This window comes from Mycobacterium sp. 141, assembly GCF_000382405.1.
Taxonomy (GTDB): Bacteria; Actinomycetota; Actinomycetes; order Mycobacteriales; family Mycobacteriaceae; genus Mycobacterium.
The window spans coordinates 319706-339337 of the sequence record NZ_KB908256.1; the positions used below are offsets into that span (position 1 = coordinate 319706).

Here is a 19632-nt window from a genome sequence, read left to right on the forward strand (position 1 = left end):
GGGGATGTCGCGACGCGATGGGCGGGCCATCTCCGTCGTCCTGGCCGGCGGTGGCACTGCCGGCCACGTCGAGCCGGCGATGGCGGTGGCCGACGCGTTGCGCGCTCTCGACCCTGGTGTCCGGATCACGGCACTGGGCACGGCGCGTGGCCTGGAAACCCGGCTGGTGCCCGAGCGTGGCTATGACCTCGAGCTGATCACACCCGTGCCGTTGCCGCGCAAGCCGTCGGGAGATCTGGTCCGGCTGCCACTGCGGGTCCGCACGGCCATCCGCCAGACCCGCGCGGTGCTGTCCGGTGTCGACGCCGACGTGGTGGTGGGGTTCGGCGGGTACGTCGCGCTGCCCGCCTATCTGGCGGCGCGCCGCGGCGTGCTGAGCCGCCGTCGGCAGGTGCCGGTGGTAATCCACGAGGCCAACGCGAGTGCCGGGCTGGCCAACCGGGTAGGCGCCCGTTCGGCGAGCCGGGTGCTCTCCGCGGTGCCTGATCCCGGGTTGCGCCGTGCCGAAGTGGTCGGGATGCCGGTGCGGGAAGCGATCACGTCGCTGGACCGCGCGGCGCTGCGGCAGGCCTCGCGAGCGCATTTCGGCTTCGCCGAGGATGCCAAGGTGCTGCTGGTGTTCGGTGGTTCGCAGGGCGCCCAGTCGATAAACCGGGCGGTCTCGGCCGCGGCCGACCAGTTGGGTGCGGCGGGTATCTCGGTGCTGCACGCCCACGGTCCCAAGAACACCTTGGATTTGCCGGAACCCCCTGGTGCGGAACGGCCCCCGTACAAGGCGGTGCCATATCTGGACCGGATGGACCTGGCCTACGCGGCGGCCGACCTGGCCATCTGCCGCTCGGGCGCGATGACGGTGGCGGAGGTGACGGCCGTCGGCCTGCCGGCGGTATATGTCCCGCTGCCGATCGGCAACGGAGAACAACGGCTCAACGCTCAGCCGGTGGTGGCAGCGGGTGGCGGGATGCTCGTCGACGACGCCGAACTGAGTCCCCAGTACGTGGCCGACACCGTCGTCGGGCTGCTGATCGACGACGCCCGGCTCACCGCGATGACGGCGGCGGCCTCGCTGTCGGGGCATCGTGATGCTGCGCGCCGGGTGGCCCAAGTCGTCTTCGACGTGGCGTTGGACGGACGAAAGAAGCTGCAGTGAACGGCAATTCGCTACCTGTCGAGCTGCAGCGGGTGCACATGGTCGGCATCGGCGGGGCCGGTATGTCCGGCGTGGCGCGGATCCTGCTGGATCGTGGTGCGATGGTGTCGGGTTCGGATGCCAAGGAGTCACGCGGCGTGGTGGCACTGCGGGCTCGCGGTGCGGAGATCCGGATCGGCCATGACGCCTCCTCGCTGGACCTGTTGCCGGGCGGTCCTACCGCGGTGGTGACCACGCACGCTGCGATTCCCAAGACCAACCCCGAGCTGGTGGAGGCGCGCCGTCGGGGGATCCCGGTGATTCTGCGTCCGGTGGTGCTGGCCAAGCTGATGTCCGGGTACACCACGCTCATGGTGACGGGGACCCACGGCAAGACCACCACCACCTCGATGCTCATCGTGGCCTTGCAGCACAGCGGTTTCGACCCGTCGTTCGCCGTGGGCGGTGAGCTGGGCGAGGCTGGTACCAATGCGCATCACGGCAGCGGTCGCTGTTTCGTGGCCGAGGCCGACGAGAGCGACGGCTCGCTGCTGGAGTACACCCCGGATGTGGCGGTGGTGACCAACATCGAGGCCGACCACCTGGATTTCTTCGGCAGTGAGGACGCCTATGTCGCGGTGTTCGACGCTTTTGTCGAACGGATCGCGCCGGGTGGAGCGCTGGTGGTGTGCACCGACGATCCCGGGGCGGCCGCATTGGCGAACCGCACGGATGCACTCGGAATCCGGGTGCTGCGGTACGGCAGTAGTCCCGGAGACGACCTGGCCGGCACGCTGCTGAGCTGGGAGCAACAGGGGACCGGTGCGGTGGCGCACATCCAGCTCTCTGGCGAGCCGCATCCGCGGACGATCCGGCTCGCGGTGCCGGGCCGACACATGGCGCTCAACGCGCTGGCCGCGGTGCTGGCCGCGGTGGCGGTCGGTGCGCCCACGGAGGTGGTGCTGGACGGGCTGGCCGGTTTCGAGGGTGTGCGCAGGCGCTTCGAGCTGGTCGGCAGCACCGACGGCGTCCGGGTTTTCGACGACTATGCGCACCATCCCACCGAGGTGCGCGCCACGCTGGCGGCGGCCCGGTCGGTGGTGACGGCCACCGGCGGTCGGCTGATCGTTGTGTTCCAGCCCCATTTATATTCGCGCACAGAGACTTTCGCACCCGAATTCGGTTCGGCTCTCGACGCTGCCGACCAGGTGTTCGTGCTCGACGTCTACGGCGCGCGGGAACAGCCGATAGCGGGTGTCAGCGGTGCCACCGTCGCCGGGCACGTCGGTGTCCCGGTGACCTACGTCCCGGATTTCTCGGCGGTGGCGGCCGCGGTAGCGGCGGCGGCCCGCCCGGGTGACGTGGTGATCACCATGGGTGCCGGGGATGTCACCATGCTGGGCAGCGAGATTCTCACTGAGTTGCAGATCAAGTCGAACCGCAGTGCACCCCGCACGCGAGGAGGACCGGATTCACCCCGCACGCGAGGAGGACAGGGAACGCCGTGACCGGACCTGATCCCGAAACGGCAGAGTCCGACGAGGAACAGGCACCCGCGGAGGGCGGGACGATACCGCCTGCGGCGGCTGGTGCCGAATTGCCGCCTGCGGCGGCTGGTGCGGAACTGCCGCCTGCGGCGGCGGAAGACTACGAGGGTCCGCGCCGGCGGGCGCGTCGAGAGCGTGAGGAGCGCCGGGCGGCTCGCGATCGGGCGATAGCCATCGAACAGGCACGTCGGGAGGCCAAACGCCGGGCGGACGGTTCGGTCGGCGAATCGGCGAAAGCGCCTTCCTCGGGCGCGATTCGGGGTGTGAAGGTGCTGTTGTGGTCGGCGCTGGCGAGTGTGGTGGCGGTGTCGATCGGCCTGTTGCTGTACTTCACCCCGATCATGTCGGCCCGCAATGTGGTGGTGGCCGGGCTCTCCACTGTGAGTCGCGAGGAGGTGCTGGCGGCCGCTGCCGTCCCGTCGGGTGCCCCGCTGTTGCAGGTCAACACCGACGCGGTCGCCGAGCGCGTGGCCGCGATCCGGCGTGTCGCGACGGCGCGGGTGCAGCGCGAGTATCCGTCGACGCTGCGCATCACGGTGGTCGAGCGAGTTCCAGTGGTGGTCAAGGACTATCCGGACGGCCCGCACCTGTTCGACCGCGACGGAGTCGATTTCGCGACCGGTCCGGCACCGTTGTCGTTGCCCTACCTCGATACGGACAATCCCGGACCGAGCGATCTGCCGACACTGGCCGCCCTCAAGGTGATTCTGGCGCTGCCGCCCGAGGTGGCCGGACAGGTCGGCCGCATCGCCGCTCCGTCGGTGGCGTCGATCACGCTGACCCTGACCGACGGTCGGATCGTGGTGTGGGGCACGAACGATCGGACCGACGAAAAGGCGATGAAGCTGGCGGCTTTGTTGACCCAGCCCGGACACACCTACGACGTCTCGAGCCCGGATCTTCCGACGGTCAAGTAGAAATTGCCGCGCGGCACGTCGGCGCGCCTGACGCGTTCACACGGGTTGGCCCCCTACGGTTCTGTTTGCGCGGAACTACTTGACATAACTCTAAGCCTATGGTTGAGGTTGAGGGTTTACAGGAGAGGGGTTCGGCGTCACGAACACCCCAGACCAGGGAGGAAGACGATCCATGACCCCCCCGCATAACTACCTGGCAGTGATCAAGGTGGTTGGCATCGGCGGCGGCGGCGTCAACGCCGTCAACCGGATGATCGAACAGGGCCTCAAGGGCGTTGAGTTCATCGCGATCAACACCGACGCGCAGGCGCTGTTGATGAGCGATGCCGACGTCAAGCTCGATGTCGGCCGCGATTCCACCCGTGGGCTCGGCGCCGGAGCAGACCCCGAAGTGGGCCGCAAGGCAGCCGAGGACGCCAAGGACGATATCGAAGAACTGTTGCGCGGCGCCGACATGGTGTTCGTCACCGCCGGCGAGGGCGGCGGCACCGGCACCGGTGGCGCGCCCGTCGTGGCCACCATCGCGCGCAAGCTCGGCGCGTTGACCGTCGGCGTGGTGACACGGCCGTTCTCCTTCGAGGGCAAGCGCCGCAGCAACCAGGCCGAGGCGGGCATCACCGCACTGCGCGAAAGTTGCGACACCCTGATCGTGATCCCCAACGATCGGCTGCTGCAGATGGGCGATGCCGCAGTGTCGCTCATGGATGCGTTCCGCAGTGCCGACGAGGTGCTGCTCAACGGCGTCCAGGGCATCACCGACCTGATCACCACACCCGGACTGATCAACGTCGACTTCGCCGACGTCAAGGGCGTGATGAGCGGTGCCGGTACAGCGCTGATGGGCATCGGCTCTGCTCGCGGTGACGGCCGTGCGCTCAAGGCTGCTGAGATCGCCATCAACTCACCGCTGCTGGAAGCCTCGATGGAGGGCGCGCAGGGTGTGCTGCTGTCCGTCGCGGGTGGTAGCGATCTCGGGTTGTTCGAGATCAACGAGGCCGCCTCGCTGGTGCAGGACTCGGCCCACCCCGAGGCCAACATCATCTTCGGCACGGTGATCGACGACTCGCTCGGCGACGAGGTCCGGGTCACGGTGATCGCGGCGGGCTTCGATTCCGCCGGTCCCAGCCGTAAGCCCGTGGTCGGCCCGGGCCAAGCCCCGACGCAGCCGATCGCCACCGCGCACGCAGGCAAGGTGACCACGTCGCTGTTCGAACCGACGGATGCGGTCAGCGTGCCGGCGCATACCAACGGTGCGACGGTCAGCATCGGCGGTGACGGCGGTATCGCTGACGACGATGTCGACGTCCCGCCGTTCATGCGGCACTGAGTCGGGCCCGCGACAGCTGGCTGCTGATTCGGATACTGGGATTGTGAGTGTTCGTATACGTCGGGTGACCACCACTCGTTCCGGTGGTGTCTCGGCTCCGCCCTTCGACTCCTTCAATCTCGGCGACCACGTCGGCGATGATCCGGCCGCGGTGACGGTCAACCGTCGTCGATTGGCCGTCGCGATCGGCGCGGACGCCGTGGTCTGGATGAACCAGGTCCACGGTGATCGGGTGGTCACCGTGACCGAACCGTCCGCATCGGGTGCCGCAGTCGATAATGCTGACGCATTGGTGACGACCACGCGCGGTTTGGCATTGGCGGTGGTGACCGCCGATTGCGTTCCGGTATTGCTGGCCGATGCCCGCGCGGGCGTCATCGGCGCGGCGCATGCCGGTCGGGTGGGCGCGCAAAAGGGTGTCGTGGTGCGCACATTGGAGGCGATGCTGGCCGTAGGTGCACACGTTCAGGACGTCACCGTCCTGCTCGGCCCCGCGGTCAGTGGCCACAATTATGAGGTACCTGCCGAGATGGCTGACGAGGTCGAGGCGGCGTTGCCGGGTAGCCGCACCACCACCGGACGTGGCACGCCGGGTTTGGACCTCCGTGCCGGAATAGCCCGGCAACTAAAGGATTTGGGCGTCTGCGCGGTCGACGTGGATCCGCGCTGCACGGTCGATGACCGAACCTTGTTCAGCCATCGCCGGGACGCTCCGACCGGACGCCTGGCGTCGCTGGTGTGGATGGAGTCGAGCCGCCGATGAGGACCGAGCAGCGGTCGCGCGATGCCGATCGGGTCGGCGAATTGACCACTGCGCTGGGGGCGGCGCGGGCGCGGCTGGCGCGGGCCGCCGAATCGGCCGGACGAAATGTCAATGAGATCGAATTACTTCCCATTACAAAGTTCTTCCCGGTCACCGATATACGTATTTTGCATCGGTTGGGCTGTCATGCATTCGGGGAATCCCGCGAACAGGAAGCGGCCGCCAAAGTCGCGGCGCTACGTGAGGAATTGCCCGACGAGCCGGTTCGCTGGCACATGGTGGGCACCATTCAGCGGAACAAGGCGCGCGCCGTCGTCAACTGGGCGTACGCCGCGCACTCCGTCGACAACGTCCGGCTCGTCGGTGCGCTGGACCGCGCGGCGACTGCCGCACTTGCCGGCGGTATTCGGACCGAGCCGTTGCGGGTCTACCTGCAGATCAGCCTCGACGGGGACATCGAGCGCGGCGGTGTCGACATTTCACGGCCCGATCTGGTGGATGAACTCTCTGCGGCGGCCAATGTCGCAAAGGGTCTCAAGTTCGTCGGGTTGATGGGGATACCGCCACTGCAGGCCGATCCCGAGGAGGCCTTCGCTCGGCTGGCAGGGGAGTTGGAACGGGTGCAGCGGGACTACCCGCAGCGCCTCGGACTGTCGGCGGGGATGTCGAAGGACCTGGAGATCGCCGTGCGACACGGTTCGACGTGTGTGCGTGTCGGTACCGCGCTTATGGGACCGCGGCCACTAACGTCACCACCGATAGTCACACCAGTCACACCTTCATCACAGACATCAAAACTCCACGGTCAGCAGAAGGGTCGCCGAGATGAGCACACTGCATAAGGTCAAGGCCTACTTCGGCATGGCGCCGATGGATGACTACGACGACGAGTACTACGAGGACGACGACCGTGGTGCCGCTCGTAGCTATACCCGGCGACCCCGTGAGGATCGCTTCGAGGAAGAGGGTTACGCCTACGAGGGCCGGGAGTTCGACGAGGGGCCGGCTTACCGCGCGGGTTACCCCGGTGGCGGTTACGCCGAGGAGCCCCGGTTCGAGTCGCGGATGCGCGGACCGCGCGAATTCGAGCGCACCGCACCGCGATTGGGCACATTGGCCGGTTCCACCCGCGGGGCCTTGGCGATGGATCCCCGTCGGATGGCCGAGCTGTTCGAAGCGGGCAGCCCGCTGTCGAAGATCACCACGCTACGGCCGAAGGACTACAGCGAGGCGCGCACGATCGGCGAGCGGTTCCGCGACGGCACCCCGGTGATCATGGACCTGGTTTCGATGGACAACGCCGACGCCAAGCGACTGGTCGACTTCGCCGCCGGCCTGGCCTTTGCGCTGCGCGGTTCATTCGACAAGGTGGCGACGAAGGTCTTCCTGCTGTCCCCGGCCGATGTCGACGTGAGCGCCGAGCAACGCCGTCGGATCGCTGAAGCCGGCTTTTACGCCTACCAGTAGTCATTCACGTCTGCGCAGCCGTCCGGCCTTAAAGCGTGGCCGGGTAGGCTGGCGGCGTCGCGCAATCGGCTGGTAGCACCGCTGAGGCGACGTGTATCGAATGTCACACATCTGCCTGAGTGAGGTCGGCCCCGTTGTCGCTGCTCTTCGAGATCCTGTTCTTCGCGCTGTTCATCTTCTGGCTTTTGCTCATCGCGCGGGTCGTTGTGGAGTTCATCCGGTCGTTCAGTCGAGACTGGCACCCCAGGGGGCTGACCGTAGTGATCCTGGAGGTCATCCTCACCCTCACCGATCCGCCGGTGAAGCTGCTACGCCGCGTCATCCCGCAGCTCACGATAGGTTCGGTCCGGTTGGATCTGTCGATCATGGTGCTGCTGCTCGTGGTGTTCATTGGCATGCAACTGGCCCTCAGTGCGGCCGGCTGACCGGGGTGCTGCGGAGCGTCCAGCCAGGACCCAGATCGTTTGCCGGAGAGTCCGCAAAGGCGCAGGAAGATTGAAATTCACTCTTAAAAATCGGCCTCGACTGCAACCGCCGGGTCTGGTGTGACAGGATGGACGCCAGTTGCGTGCAAACAAGGCTCTACACAAATTAGGCTCTACACTTTGAGATCGGTTGACGGTCCAAGATTCCAAGGGGGCAGACAATGCCGCTCACACCGGCGGACGTCCACAACGTCGCGTTCAGTAAGCCGCCCATCGGCAAACGCGGATATAACGAGGACGAGGTCGATGCCTTTCTCGATCTGGTTGAGAATGAGCTGACCCGACTTATAGAAGAGAACGCAGATCTGCGGCAGCGGGTCGCCGAGCTCGACGCAGAGTTGGCGTCGGCGCATTCGGGCAGCGGTGGCGCGGCCCAACCGGCCAAGCCGGTTCCGCTCTACGAGCCCGAACCCGAGCCGGCCCCGGCGCCGAAGCTGGTCTACGAGGCACCGGCAGCGCCTGCTGCGCCGTCGGTGACCAACGAGGACACCGCGGCGCGTGCCGCCCGTGTTCTCAGCCTGGCTCAGGACACCGCCGACCGGCTCACCGGCTCCGCCAAGGCCGAGTCGGAGAAGATGCTGGCTGACGCCCGGGCGCAAGCCGATGCCATGGTCAGCGATGCACGTAAGACGGCCGAGACCACGGTCACCGAGGCCCGCCAGCGTGCCGATGCCATGCTGGCCGACGCACAGACGCGTTCGGAGACTCAGCTGCGTCAGGCTCAGGAGAAGGCCGATGCGTTGCAGGCCGACGCCGAACGTAAGCACTCCGAGATCATGGGGACCATCAACCAGCAGCGCACGGTGCTGGAGGGTCGACTGGAACAGCTGCGGACGTTCGAACGTGAATACCGCACCCGTCTGAAGACATACTTGGAATCACAGCTCGAAGAGCTCGGTCAGCGCGGTTCGGCTGCGCCGGTCGATTCCAGTGCCAACAGCGACGCCAGCAGCTTCGGCCAGTTCAACCGGGGCAACAACTGACCTCAGACCGGCACGCCACCGTTGGTCGGGCGACCGACCTAGCTAGGGTTGAACGATGCTGATCATTGCGCTAGTGCTTGCCGTCATAGGCTTGGCTGCGCTGGTGGCCGCCGTGGTGACAAGCAACGAGCTGATCGCTTGGGTGTGTATCGGCGCGAGTGTGCTCGGAACGATCCTGCTGATCGTCGACGCGCTTCGGGAACGCTCACGCGGTGCCGCCGATAGGTCGGGGGACGAGGCCGCGGTCGCCGATGCCGGCGAGGGCGCCGTGCAGGACTATCCCGATGATCCTGTGGAGGCGGAGGCCGAAGAAGCTGAGCCGGAAGAAGCTGAGTCGACCGCGGAATCCGAACCCGCCGACGAGGTCGATGAGGCGGATGAAGCCGTCGAGGACGACGAGCTCGACGGTGAACCGGCTGCCGACGAAGCGGCCGAGGAACACAAGAGCTAACTGGACGCATCGACTGTCGGCGTAGCCAGCAGGCGACGCACCTCGTCGTCGGTGACCTGGTGAAAGTCGGCGAATGCCTGCCCGACGGCCGAGAAACCGCTGGGCGTGCTCGCGCACACCACCTCGTCGGCTTCCCGGGCAAGTTCTCGGCATGCCGAGGACGGCCCCACCGGTACCGCAACCACCAGCCGGCGGGCGGCGCGCACGGCCCGTACCGCGGCGAGCATGCTCGCACCGGTTGCGATGCCGTCATCGACCAGGATCACGGTCCGCCCGGTCACCTCGGGGGCCGGGCGACTGCCGCGATACGCCTGCTCGCGCCGGGTCAGTTCGGCTGTCTCCCGCTCGATCGCGGCATCGAGTTGGTCGTCACCGATGCCGAGCCGCTGCACAAGCTGCGCGTTGACCACGATTCCGCCACCGCTTGCCAGCGCGCCCATCGCCAACTCCGGCCACTGCGGCACACCCAGCTTGCGCACCAGGAACACATCCAGCGGGGCCTGTAGGGCAGCTGCCACTTCCCAGCCGATCGGTACGCCGCCGCGAGCCAGGCCCAACACCAGCAGCCCAGACTGGCCGCGGTAGGGCGTCAGCTCCTGGGCCAGGACCCGGCCAGCCTCGCGGCGGTCCTGGAACACCCGCCCGGCACCGTGCCGGACGGCACTGCTCCACGCACACATGGCAAATCTGAACTTCCACTGACCACCCTACGGCTGCGGCTTGGCGTGGACCACCCGTGTCAGGTAACTGCGTACCAATGCGCGGACGCGTTGCGCCGCGTCGTCGCTGAGTTCCTTTGTCTCGATGCGCAATTCGTCGTGGGTCCGGCCGACCTTGGCGGCTGCGCCGTCGCGGTCCTCAGCCAGCCAGTACTCCAGTACGGCCGAGTCGAGCTCGGGGTGGAACTGCAGGGCCAGTGTCCGGCCCAGCACGAAGCCCTGGGATGCGTTGCCGTTGCGGGCGATCTCGGTGGCGCCCGGCGGCACCGTCCAGCGGTCGATATGCCACTCGAACCACGGTCCGGGCGGGATCAGCTCGGGATCGTCGGTGCTGACCTCGTACCAGCCGATTTCCGGTGAATCGGAGCTGCCGACCGACCCGCCGAAGGTCTGCGCCAGCAACTGGCCGCCGAAGCACACGCCGAACAGGCCCACTCCTGCGTCGGCGGCCTCCCGTAGCAGAGTCATCAGCGTTCCGACCCAGCTGGCGCGCAGGGTTTCGTCGTACACCGACCAACGCGCGCCCAGCAGGACCACCACGTCGTAACGGGTCAGGTCGGGAAACTCCACCTCGGCTGCCGGGGTGTCGAGACGGTCGGGGTGCACCACGTCGAATGTGTCGATGTCGAAACCGCATTCGCCGAAGGCATCGCCGAGCATCGCCTCCGGCGCCGTCGGATCGTTGCGGATGAACAGTACTCTCGATGTCACGCCACACATTATTGCGCGAACCCGCTGTGAACAGGGGCTTGGGCCATGACGGTGTACTCGGTGCTGGTCGCCCTCACCGTCGGGGTTCACTTTGGCTTTATCGCCTATCTGGTGCTGGGTGGGTTCATCGCTTGTCGGTGGCCGCGCACAATCGCGCTGCACGTAGCGGCCGCGCTGTGGGGCCTCGGCAGCGTCGCCCTCGGGTTGCCTTGCCCGCTTACCGATCTCGAACGCTGGTCACGGACCCGGGCCGGCTTGCCACCACTGCCATCCCAGGGGTTCATCGCGCACTACATCACCGGCGTGCTGTATCCGGCAGGCTGGGAATCGGCTGTCCAAGTGGTGGTGTTCGGGGTTGTCGTGGCGTCGTGGGTGTTGTTTGCGATCGGGCGGCGTCGAAAGTCACCCGCTGGGACGCAGGGTCGGTGATGCCGAACGCCGGTATCACCGACGAGGCTCGGCAGACGCGCATGGCAGGCCATCTCAGTGGCGATCTGGCACCGGCCGGTACCGACGTTCCGGCCGGCCGGTGCCATACTGCAGTCGCAGTTCCAGCGTCCCGACGCTCAGATAGTGCTCCAGGTAGCGTCGGGCGCTGACTCGCGAAATTCCCACCAGCTCCGCGCATTCAGCGGCCGAGACCTCGCCTGCGGTGCGCACGGCCCTCAGGACCAGGCCGCCGGTCTCGGCGCCCAATCCTTTCGGCAGAGCGACCCTGGTGGCCGCGGTGCCGCCGAACAGCGCATCGATCATGGACTGGTCCGCGCCGCCGTCGGCTGCGAGCACGTCGGCGCGCGCCGCGTATGCCAGCAGCTTGGCCCGCAGCTGATCGAACTCGAATGGCTTGACCAGGTAGTCGGCGGCACCGCCATCCAGTGCGCCGCGCACGGTGTCGATCTCGCGGGCGGCGGTGATCATGATGACCCCGACGTGGTTACCCTCCGACCGCAATCGATGCAGTACGTCAAGGCCGGTCATGTCGGGCAGGTACACATCGAGCAGGATCAGGTCGGGTGCCAGATCGGTCACCGCGGACAGGGTCTCCGTCCCGCTCCGGGCCACACCGACGGTGCGGAACCCGTGAACACGTTCGACGAACCGACGATGGATCTCGGCAACCATGAAGTCGTCGTCGACCACCAGTACGTCATGCATGGGTGCTCCGCTCGGATCTGTCGCGGGATGTGGCGGGCGTGGCCCCGGGCAGTCGTACCGTGAATACCGCACCGTCGGCTGGGCGGTCGGTAACCTCGACGGTTCCACCGTGCTGCGCCGTCACCAACCGCACCAGGGCGAGTCCTATGCCGCGCCCACCCGGTACGTCCGGCTTGGAGGTGACGCCGCGGGAGAAAATGGTCTCCCGAAGATGTTGCGGCACACCGGGACCCGAATCGGTCACAATCAACAGCAGGCCGTCGGCATCGTCGACATGGACGCACACCTGAGCCGCCGTCGAGCCGACCGAAACGTCTACGGCGTTGTCGACCAGGTTGCCCAACAGGGTGATGACATCGGTGGCCAGTACCGGGTCGAGTGCCGTCAGGTGACTGCCATTCGACAGGGTGAGGGTGACGCCGCTCTCGGCTGCCAGCGAGGTCTTCGCGATCAGCAGTGCCGCCACCGCGGGATCGTAAATACGTTGTGTCACAAAGTCGTTGATTTCAGCGCGACGGCGGGTGAGGGTGCCCACCAGATCGCGCACAGCGTCGAACTCGCCGAGCTGGGTCAGCCCAGAGATAGTGTGCAGCTGATTGGCGAATTCGTGGGTCTGAGCGCGCAGGGTGTCGGTGACGCTGCGATGCGACGACAACTGTGCCTGCAGCGCGGCGAGTTCGGTGCTGTCGCGCATGGTGGTGACGGTACCGATGCGCTGGCCCTGGCTGCTGGCCGCACGCCGGTTGAGCGCGAGCACGTGGGTCCGGGTGGTGATGATCACGTCGTCCTCGCGGCCTGCCCCGCCTTCCAACAGGAATCCCGACACGGAGGGTTCCAGGCCGATGTCGTCGACGCGGCGGCCCACCGCGCTGTCGTTCACGCCCAGCAGCTCCTGAGCGCTGTCGTTGAGCACGGTGATCGTGCCGTCAGTGCCAACCGCGACCACACCCTCGCGGATGCTGTGCAGCAACGCTTCCCGATGATCTGCCAGGCCGGCGATCTCGGCGATCTCCAGACCGCGGGTATGCCTCTTGATGCGGCGGGACAAGAGCCAGGAGGCCACCAGGCCGAGCGCGGCCCCGATGCCGAGATAGAACAGCAGCCGCTCGCCGGCCCCGCTCAGGAGCTGCCACGTCGACGGATACCGCTCGCTGACGGAGACGATGGCGAGTGCGTCGCCGTCGGTGGACAGGAGCGGAACCTGGCCCACCAGGCTGTGCGCGCCGGCGATGTCGCTGTCACCGAACCACGCTCGGCCTTCGTCGGCGCGGCTGGCACCCAGATCGACCCGCTCGCCGAGGCGCTGGGGATCCGACGATGCCCGTACCGTGCCGGTGGGATCGATGATCTCGGCCAGTTCGGCCCCGGACAGCGCCACCGCGCGGTCTACCTCGGGGGCCAGGACGGTGCCGGCGAACGGATCGTTGTAGCGGTCCCGCACGATCGATGTGGAGGCGATGTTCTCGGCCACGGCGATCAAGCGCTGCCCCCGCACGTCCCGGAATTCGCGGGTGGACTGTGCGACCGACACGGCTGCCACCGCGACCAGCACCACCGCGACGACCAGCATCTGAAAAGCCAGGAATTGGCCCGCCAGGCTCCGGCCCCGGAGCAGGCGCATGGCCGCGGACCGTGAACTCAATGACCAATACTTCCTTTGCGAACTCATCAGTGACCTGGATCACGTCACGATTCAGTATTACCGAGCATCCAAATGATTGGGGACAGTTGATGACGTGTCGAAGAAGACACCCGGGGCCAGTGCTGGCGGTAATCGTGACGCTGGTTGCGGCGCTCGCACTGACCGGCTGTGGGGTGACCCGCAACGACGACACCCGCGGGCTGCACAGGCTGCGCATGATGGTGCCGAACAGCCCGGGCGGTGGCTATGACCTGACTGCGCGTACCGCGGTGAAGATCATGGAGGACACCGACATCACCGGACGGGTCGAGGTATTCAACGTGATCGGCGCCGGCGGCACGGTCGCCATGGCCCGGCTGATGAACGAAAAAGGCAACGACGACCTCATGATGACGATGGGTCTCGGCGTCGTCGGTGCCTCCTACACCAACGGGTCGAAGATAAAGGCTTCGGACGCAACGGCGTTGGCGAAGCTGATCGAGGATCCGGGTGCGGTCTTCGTGCCCGCCGATTCGCCGTTGAAGACGATCGACGACTTCGTCGCAGCGTGGAAGGCGGATCCGTCGAAGGTCACCATCGGTGGTGGCTCGTCACCGGGCGGCCCCGATCACCTCTTTCCGATGGAACTGGCCAAGGCCGTCGGTGTCGAGCCGAAATCGGTCAACTTCGTCACCTACGACGGCGGTGGTGATCTGCTGACCGCGCTGCTCGGCAAGAAGATCACCGTCGGCACCTCCAGCCCGGGTGAACTCATCGATCAGATCGAGGCCGGCCAACTCCGGGTGCTCGCGGTGTCCAGCGAGGAGCGGGTCGAGGGCATCGACGCCCCCACCCTGAAAGAGGCAGGAATCGACCTGACCTTCGCGAACTGGCGCGGAGTTCTTGCGCCGCCGGGAATATCCGACGATGCCAGACAAGCGATGATCAAGGCGCTGGAGGACCTGCACGGCACGCAGCAGTGGCAGGAGGCACTGGTGAAGAACGGCTGGACCGATGCGTTCATCACCGGTGCGGAGTTCGAACAGTTCTTGAAAGACCAGGACGAACGCGTTTCGTCGACGCTCACCGAGTTGGGGCTGATATGACCGCCGCACCAGAACCACGAGAGATTCAAGGCACCAGATCGGTCGACAAGGCCCAGTACATCGTCTGTGTGGTGATGGTCGCGGTCGGCGCCTACCTGATCTACGACGCACTGACGCTGACGGCGAGTTTCGCCAAGGTCGACCCCGTCGGCCCGAAGTTCTTCCCCGTGGCCATCGGCGTCATCCTGATCTTGTTGGCGATCATCCTGGCGATCGCAATTCCCCGTGGATCGGTCGGTGAGGCTGACGCCGGCGAGGACGTCGACCCGAACTCGCCGGGGGACTGGCGCACCGTCGGCCTGCTCGTGGGCTTGTTCGTGCTGCTGATCGTGTTGGTCAAGCCACTGGGCTGGGCGATCGCCGGGGCACTGTTCTTCGGTGGTGCGGCCACCATCCTCGGCAACCACCACTACGTCCGCAACATCGCGATCGGTGCGGTGCTGTCGGTGCTGACTTTCTACGGCTTCTACTCCGGGCTCGGAATTCCGTTGCCTGCAGGCATCTTGGACGGGATTCTGTAAATGGAGAACTTCGACTGGTTGATGCAGGGGTTCGCCGAGGCGGCGACTCCGATGAATCTGCTGTACGCCTGCATCGGCGTGCTGCTGGGCACTGCAGTGGGCGTGCTGCCGGGCATCGGACCCGCCATGACGGTGGCGCTGCTTTTGCCCGTGACCTACAACGTCAGCCCCAGCGCGGCGTTCATCATGTTCGCCGGCATCTTCTACGGCGGCATGTACGGCGGGTCGACCACGTCGATCTTGTTGAACACTCCGGGTGAGTCGTCGTCGGTGATCACCTCGATCGAGGGCAACAAGATGGCCAAGGCGGGCCGAGCGGCCCAGGCACTGGCCACCGCGGCGATCGGATCGTTCATCGCGGGTGCGATCGGCACTACGCTGCTGGCCGCATTCGCGCCGGCGATCTCACGTTTCGCGGTTACCCTCGGTGCGCCCTCCTATCTGGCGATCATGCTGTTCGCGCTCGTGGCCGTCACCGCGGTACTCGGGGCTTCCAAACTGCGTGGCGCGATCTCGCTGTTCCTCGGTCTGGCGATCGGTGTGGTCGGTATCGACTTCCTGACCGGCCAACCACGCGCGACGTTCGGTATGCCGCTGCTATCCGACGGTATCGACATCGTCGTCGTCGCGGTGGCGATCTTCGCACTCGGAGAGGCGCTCTGGGTGGCCGCACATCTGCGCCGACGCCCCGCCGAAGTGATCCCCGTGGGCAGGCCATGGATGAGCAAGCAGGACTGGGGACGGTCGTGGAAGCCGTGGCTGCGCGGCACCGCGTACGGATTCCCCTTCGGCGCCTTACCTGCCGGCGGCGCCGAGTTGCCTACTTTCCTGTCCTATATCACCGAGAAGAAGCTCTCCAAGCATCCCGAGGAGTTCGGTAAGGGCGCGATCGAAGGCGTGGCGGGGCCCGAGGCGGCCAACAACGCCTCTGCCGCAGGCACACTGGTGCCGATGCTGTCGCTGGGGTTGCCCACCAACGCCACCGCGGCGGTCATGCTGACGGCCTTCGTGTCCTACGGAATCCAGCCCGGCCCAACCCTTTTCGAGAAAGAGCCGCTGCTGATCTGGACGCTCATCGCGAGCTTGTTCATCGGCAACTTCCTGCTGCTGGTGCTCAACCTGCCGCTGGCGCCGATCTGGGCGAAGCTGCTGCGCACCCCGCGGCCCTACCTGTACGCGGGCATCCTGTTCTTTGCGACGTTGGGTGCGCTCGCGGTCAACGTGCAACCGATGGATCTCGCGCTGCTACTGATGTTCGGCCTGCTCGGCCTGATGATGCGCCGTTTCGGATTGCCCGTGCTGCCGTTGATCATCGGCGTGATCCTGGGGCCGCGTATTGAACGGCAGTTGCGCCAAAGCCTGCAGCTCGGTGGCGGCGATTGGAGCAGCTTGTTCACCGAACCGGTCGCGATCGTCACCTACGTGCTCATGGCTCTCCTGTTGCTGGTGCCGTTGGTGCTCAAGCTGATGCACCGGAGTGAGGAGAGTTTGTTGGTTGTCGAGGACGACACGGATCAGAAAGAGAAGGCGGCCCACTCATGACTACCGACGAGCGCTTGCGCGAGGAGAAGACAACGACCGAGCGCTTGCGCGAGGAGAAAAAATGACCGACGAGCGCTTGCGCGAGGAGAAATAATGATCGTCGTCGGTTACAGCGCAGACGAGTTCGGGCAGGCAGCCGTCGAGCATGCCATCGCCGAGGCCCGCCTGCGCGACACCGGATTGCTGGTGATCAACGCGACTTCCGGCGAGTCATACGTCGACACCCGGTTCGCCCGCGCAGGTGAGGTCCACACCATGGAGGAACATCTGCGGGCGAGCGGGGTGGCGTTCGAGCTGCACCGCCCTGTAGGCGTCGACACTGTCGCAGAGTTGCTCAAGGCGATGGACCGCCCCGACGCCGAGTTGCTGGTGATCGGTATCCGGCATCGCAGCCCGGTCGGAAAGCTGCTGCTGGGTAGTGTGTCGCAGCAGCTGCTGCTGGAGTGCGCAAAGCCCGTGCTGGCGGTCAAACCCCCCGAGTAACGCCGCCGAGCAGACACCTAAGTACGCGACACACCGCATTTCGGGTACCTGCGTGACTGCTCGCGAGGGGAGCTGCGCGTTACTGGCCCAGATCGCTCCACACGATCTTGGCCAGTTGGTCGCGGTCGGCGACCCCGAGCTTGATGCAGGCGCGGTAGATGTGGCCTTCGACGGTGCGCACCGACACGGTGAGCCGCTCGGCGACGTCGCGGTTGGACAGGCCCCCGGCGACCAGTCCGGCGATTTCGCGTTCACGGGCGGTCACCGGCAATGGTCGTGCTGCCGATCGGATGGCGGGGGTGGCCGCGCCGCCGCACCGGGCGGCCAGATGCAGTGCGTGGGCCGCGGATTCGGTACTGCGGCGGCGCTCGCCGGCCCGGTCGTGCAGGGGGACGGCCTGAGCCGCGGCATCGGCAGCCGACAGGTTCAGGCCGGCCTGCTCGAAAGCCTCCGACACCGCGTCCAGCTCGCGCGGATCCGCTGCGGCGACGGCAGCCGCATGCCGGGCGTAGAGCACGGCGAGTGACCCGTCGATGCGGCCGGCCAAGGCCTCCAACCGGCGGGTGACGGTCCGGTCGCCGAAGCGTGCGGCATGGTGCAGTGCCTCGGCCTCGACTGCGAATTGCGCGGACGAGTGGGCGGCATCGGCGGCTGCGCGGGCCAGGTCGATGGCCGAGCGGTGCCCGCCCTTGGCGGCGGCCACCCACGCCTTGGCGATGGTCCATTGCGGATCATGCAGTGCCATATGGGGGCCTGAGTGCTCCGTCGCGTCCTCGAGCACGCGTTCGGCCTGTTCCGGGCTGCCCACTGCGGCGTAGGCCCGGGCCAGCAACAGCCGGCCGACCAGCTGCCAGGGCAGTGACGATTCCGCGTTCAACGCGGCCAGAGCCTGCTCCAGCACGGTGATCGCATCCCGGAACTGGCCGCGGTAGGTGGCTACCAGACCAGTCATCATCTTCGCGATCGCCCAGCCGACAAACTGTCCGGCAGTGGAGAATTCGGCGTACTCGGCGGCCCGCTGCTCAGCCAGGTCCAGCTCGCCGAGATGGGTCAGCGCCAGCACGTCGCCGTAGTGGACCATCAACCGGATCATGCCGTCGGTGGATTTGCGCTCGGCCCGGCAGCGCGCGGCGATCGGCTCGAATGCGGTACCGCGACCCGCTACCGGCATCGCCAGCCCAGCGCCCAGCGCTGCGAAATCGACGGCCTGCTTCGGTGCCGCGGGGTCGGCCAGTACCCGCTCGGCGGCGGCCAGCCCGGTGTCGATCTTGTTCTCGTGGACGGCCATTGCCGATCCGGCGGCTTCGACCACCAGGCGCAGGCTGGGATGGGTGACCCGGGAACGTAGCAGCTCCAGCAGCCGGTCCGCCCGGGCGACGTCCCCCATGGACCAGAACAGGATCGACAGCCGCGGGATACCCCACTGCACGAGTTGCAGCTCGTCCATGTCGTCTGGGGAGAACCGGGCGAGCACGTTGTCGGCCTGCGCGGGATGGCCCTGCCACAGCAGCGCCCTGGACAACAATTCGGCGGCGGGCAGACCACCGCCACGGTCGAACGCGGCGCGGGCCAGCCGCTCGCCGAGGGGAAGGTTGGACAGGAAAACCGCATCCTTGGCCGCCGTGATCAACAGGTCGGCGGCCGCGGGCTGATCGCTGTCGACGCACAGCTGGGCCAGCCGGATTCTGCTTGCGGCCGTGTTCAGTTGGCGTTCGGCCAGGATACCGACGATGTGGCCGCGCAGCTTGCGGGCCGAGGCGGTACCGACGCGTCTGCGAACCACCTCACCGAACAACGGATGATTGAACCGGGCATTGACCTGGCGGTCGTCCTCGGTGATGCGGATCAGGCCACGCAACTCGGCCGCATCCACGGCATCCTCGCCGGCCAGTTCGGTCAGGGCATCGATATCCAGCGGCTCACACAGCGACAACAGTTTCAGTGCGTGCAGCACGTCGGCACCGGCGTGCGCCAGACGATCGTCGAGCAGTTCGGCAAGCCCGGACGGGATGACGGTGGGGCCGCGGAACTGCCATACACCGTTGACCTCGGTGAGCGTCCCGGCGTCCACCGCGCCTTCGACCATGTTGCGCAGGAAGAGGGGATTTCCTCCGGAGGATTGCCACATCACGTCGGCGCTGAGACCCTCCAGTGTGCCGCCGAGCACGGTTTCGATCAGCGCGATGCTCTGTTCCTTGCTGAACGGCTGCAGTTCGAGGCGCTGCAGATACCCGTCTTTCCACAGCGACGTGACTGCGTCGGGAACCGGCTCACCGGTGCGCACCGTGGCCACCACGCGGCCGGTGCGCTCGACGGCGATCTGATGCAGCAGGGTGGCCGAAAGTTGGTCGAGCAGGTGGGCGTCGTCGATTCCGACGATGGTGTCACCTTCGGCGGCAATGGATTCCCGCGCGGACCCCAGCAGTGCTATCGGGTCGCGGGAGGCCGACGGACGCACCCAGGATGCGAAGGCGCCCAGCGGAATGCTGCGCGATGACTCTGTGCACGCCGTCCAGTGCACCTTCTTTTCCATCGAATACGTGACGGCCCGGGCCAGGGTGGTCTTGCCGACACCGGCCGCACCGACGAGCACGACGCCGCAACTATCCGAACTGCTCAGTGCGGAGCGGATGGCCGCGTCTTCCGCGGGTCGGTCCAGCATCTGCCAATACCCGGGCATGGATCCATAGTCTAGGTGCCGGTGG

General features: G+C 66.7%; 20 protein-coding genes. 15 read left to right on the forward strand and 5 right to left on the reverse strand.

Features of this window, described 5'->3' with window-relative positions; translation table 11 throughout:
• The first annotated feature begins 4 nt into the window (after window positions 1-4).
• The 10 genes from murG (at window position 5) to H276_RS0104315 (ending at window position 9069) form a co-directional block, all read left to right on the forward strand.
• The gene (gene murG / locus H276_RS0104270) at window positions 5-1150 is read left to right on the forward strand and encodes an undecaprenyldiphospho-muramoylpentapeptide beta-N-acetylglucosaminyltransferase (RefSeq protein ID WP_019970071.1); all 1146 of its coding nucleotides are present in this window, start codon (window positions 5-7) and stop codon (window positions 1148-1150) included.
• Window positions 1151-1188: 38 nt separating this feature from the next.
• Window positions 1189-2637: a UDP-N-acetylmuramate--L-alanine ligase gene (murC, locus tag H276_RS0104275; protein WP_369758401.1), complete on the forward strand. Its 1449-nt coding sequence runs from the start codon at window positions 1189-1191 to the stop codon at window positions 2635-2637.
• Window positions 2634-3593: an FtsQ-type POTRA domain-containing protein gene (locus H276_RS0104280; RefSeq protein WP_019970073.1), complete on the forward strand. Its 960-nt coding sequence runs from the start codon at window positions 2634-2636 to the stop codon at window positions 3591-3593. The genes murC and H276_RS0104280 overlap by 4 nt, the downstream gene beginning before the upstream one ends.
• A 172-nt stretch (window positions 3594-3765) precedes the next feature.
• Window positions 3766-4920: a cell division protein FtsZ gene (gene ftsZ, locus H276_RS0104285; protein WP_026356576.1), complete on the forward strand. Its 1155-nt coding sequence runs from the start codon at window positions 3766-3768 to the stop codon at window positions 4918-4920.
• 43 nt (window positions 4921-4963) lie between these two features.
• Window positions 4964-5683, forward strand: a complete 720-nt coding sequence (pgeF, locus tag H276_RS0104290; RefSeq protein WP_155942942.1) for a peptidoglycan editing factor PgeF — start codon at window positions 4964-4966, stop codon at window positions 5681-5683.
• The gene (locus H276_RS0104295) at window positions 5680-6525 is read left to right on the forward strand and encodes a YggS family pyridoxal phosphate-dependent enzyme (RefSeq protein WP_036460604.1); all 846 of its coding nucleotides are present in this window, start codon (window positions 5680-5682) and stop codon (window positions 6523-6525) included. Before pgeF ends, H276_RS0104295 begins: the two co-directional genes overlap by 4 nt.
• Window positions 6509-7150, forward strand: a complete 642-nt coding sequence (locus H276_RS0104300) for a cell division protein SepF (protein ID WP_019970077.1) — start codon at window positions 6509-6511, stop codon at window positions 7148-7150. The genes H276_RS0104295 and H276_RS0104300 overlap by 17 nt, the downstream gene beginning before the upstream one ends.
• A gap of 134 nt (window positions 7151-7284) precedes the next feature.
• On the forward strand, window positions 7285-7575 hold the full coding sequence (locus tag H276_RS0104305; protein WP_019970078.1) for a YggT family protein: 291 nt from the start codon (window positions 7285-7287) through the stop codon (window positions 7573-7575).
• A 221-nt stretch (window positions 7576-7796) separates the two neighbouring features.
• Window positions 7797-8618, forward strand: coding sequence for a DivIVA domain-containing protein (locus tag H276_RS0104310; RefSeq protein ID WP_019970079.1), 822 nt, complete (start codon window positions 7797-7799; stop codon window positions 8616-8618).
• A 55-nt stretch (window positions 8619-8673) separates the two neighbouring features.
• A complete protein-coding gene (locus H276_RS0104315; RefSeq protein ID WP_019970080.1) occupies window positions 8674-9069 on the forward strand; it encodes a hypothetical protein in 396 nt (131 codons plus the stop codon).
• Here H276_RS0104315 and H276_RS0104320 read toward each other — a convergent pair.
• Window positions 9066-9749: a phosphoribosyltransferase gene (locus H276_RS0104320; RefSeq protein WP_019970081.1), complete on the reverse strand. Its 684-nt coding sequence runs from the start codon at window positions 9747-9749 to the stop codon at window positions 9066-9068. The two genes, H276_RS0104315 and H276_RS0104320, sit on opposite strands and share 4 nt — an antisense overlap.
• Before the next feature lie 27 nt (window positions 9750-9776).
• Window positions 9777-10499: a type 1 glutamine amidotransferase gene (locus H276_RS0104325; RefSeq protein ID WP_019970082.1), complete on the reverse strand. Its 723-nt coding sequence runs from the start codon at window positions 10497-10499 to the stop codon at window positions 9777-9779.
• 45 nt (window positions 10500-10544) lie between these two features.
• Between H276_RS0104325 and H276_RS22535 the strand changes: the two genes are divergently transcribed.
• Window positions 10545-10928 carry a DUF2784 domain-containing protein gene (locus H276_RS22535; RefSeq protein WP_019970083.1) on the forward strand — a complete coding sequence of 128 codons (384 nt, stop codon included), beginning with the start codon at window positions 10545-10547 and terminating at the stop codon, window positions 10926-10928.
• 54 nt (window positions 10929-10982) lie between these two features.
• Here H276_RS22535 and H276_RS0104335 read toward each other — a convergent pair whose 3' ends face one another.
• Both H276_RS0104335 and H276_RS0104340 read right to left on the reverse strand, forming a co-directional pair.
• On the reverse strand, window positions 10983-11654 hold the full coding sequence (locus H276_RS0104335) for a response regulator (RefSeq protein ID WP_019970084.1): 672 nt from the start codon (window positions 11652-11654) through the stop codon (window positions 10983-10985).
• Window positions 11647-13275 (reverse strand): ATP-binding protein, encoded by a 1629-nt coding sequence (locus H276_RS0104340; protein WP_019970085.1) that lies wholly within the window; start codon window positions 13273-13275, stop codon window positions 11647-11649. The genes H276_RS0104335 and H276_RS0104340 overlap by 8 nt, the downstream gene beginning before the upstream one ends.
• A gap of 110 nt (window positions 13276-13385) precedes the next feature.
• On the opposite strand from H276_RS0104340, the gene H276_RS0104350 reads away from it, so the two are divergent.
• From H276_RS0104350 to H276_RS0104365, 4 genes are all read left to right on the forward strand, one after another.
• Complete coding sequence (locus H276_RS0104350) at window positions 13386-14381, forward strand: tripartite tricarboxylate transporter substrate binding protein (RefSeq protein ID WP_036460567.1); 996 nt, start codon at window positions 13386-13388, stop codon at window positions 14379-14381.
• The gene (locus H276_RS0104355; RefSeq protein ID WP_019970088.1) at window positions 14378-14902 is read left to right on the forward strand and encodes a tripartite tricarboxylate transporter TctB family protein; all 525 of its coding nucleotides are present in this window, start codon (window positions 14378-14380) and stop codon (window positions 14900-14902) included. Before H276_RS0104350 ends, H276_RS0104355 begins: the two co-directional genes overlap by 4 nt.
• The gene (locus H276_RS0104360) at window positions 14903-16444 is read left to right on the forward strand and encodes a tripartite tricarboxylate transporter permease (RefSeq protein WP_019970089.1); all 1542 of its coding nucleotides are present in this window, start codon (window positions 14903-14905) and stop codon (window positions 16442-16444) included.
• 93 nt (window positions 16445-16537) lie between these two features.
• On the forward strand, window positions 16538-16927 hold the full coding sequence (locus tag H276_RS0104365; RefSeq protein ID WP_019970090.1) for a universal stress protein: 390 nt from the start codon (window positions 16538-16540) through the stop codon (window positions 16925-16927).
• A 79-nt stretch (window positions 16928-17006) separates the two neighbouring features.
• Here the strand turns inward: H276_RS0104365 and H276_RS0104370 are convergent, their stop codons facing one another.
• Complete coding sequence (locus H276_RS0104370) at window positions 17007-19607, reverse strand: LuxR C-terminal-related transcriptional regulator (RefSeq protein WP_019970091.1); 2601 nt, start codon at window positions 19605-19607, stop codon at window positions 17007-17009.
• Window positions 19608-19632: the final 25 nt, after the last annotated feature.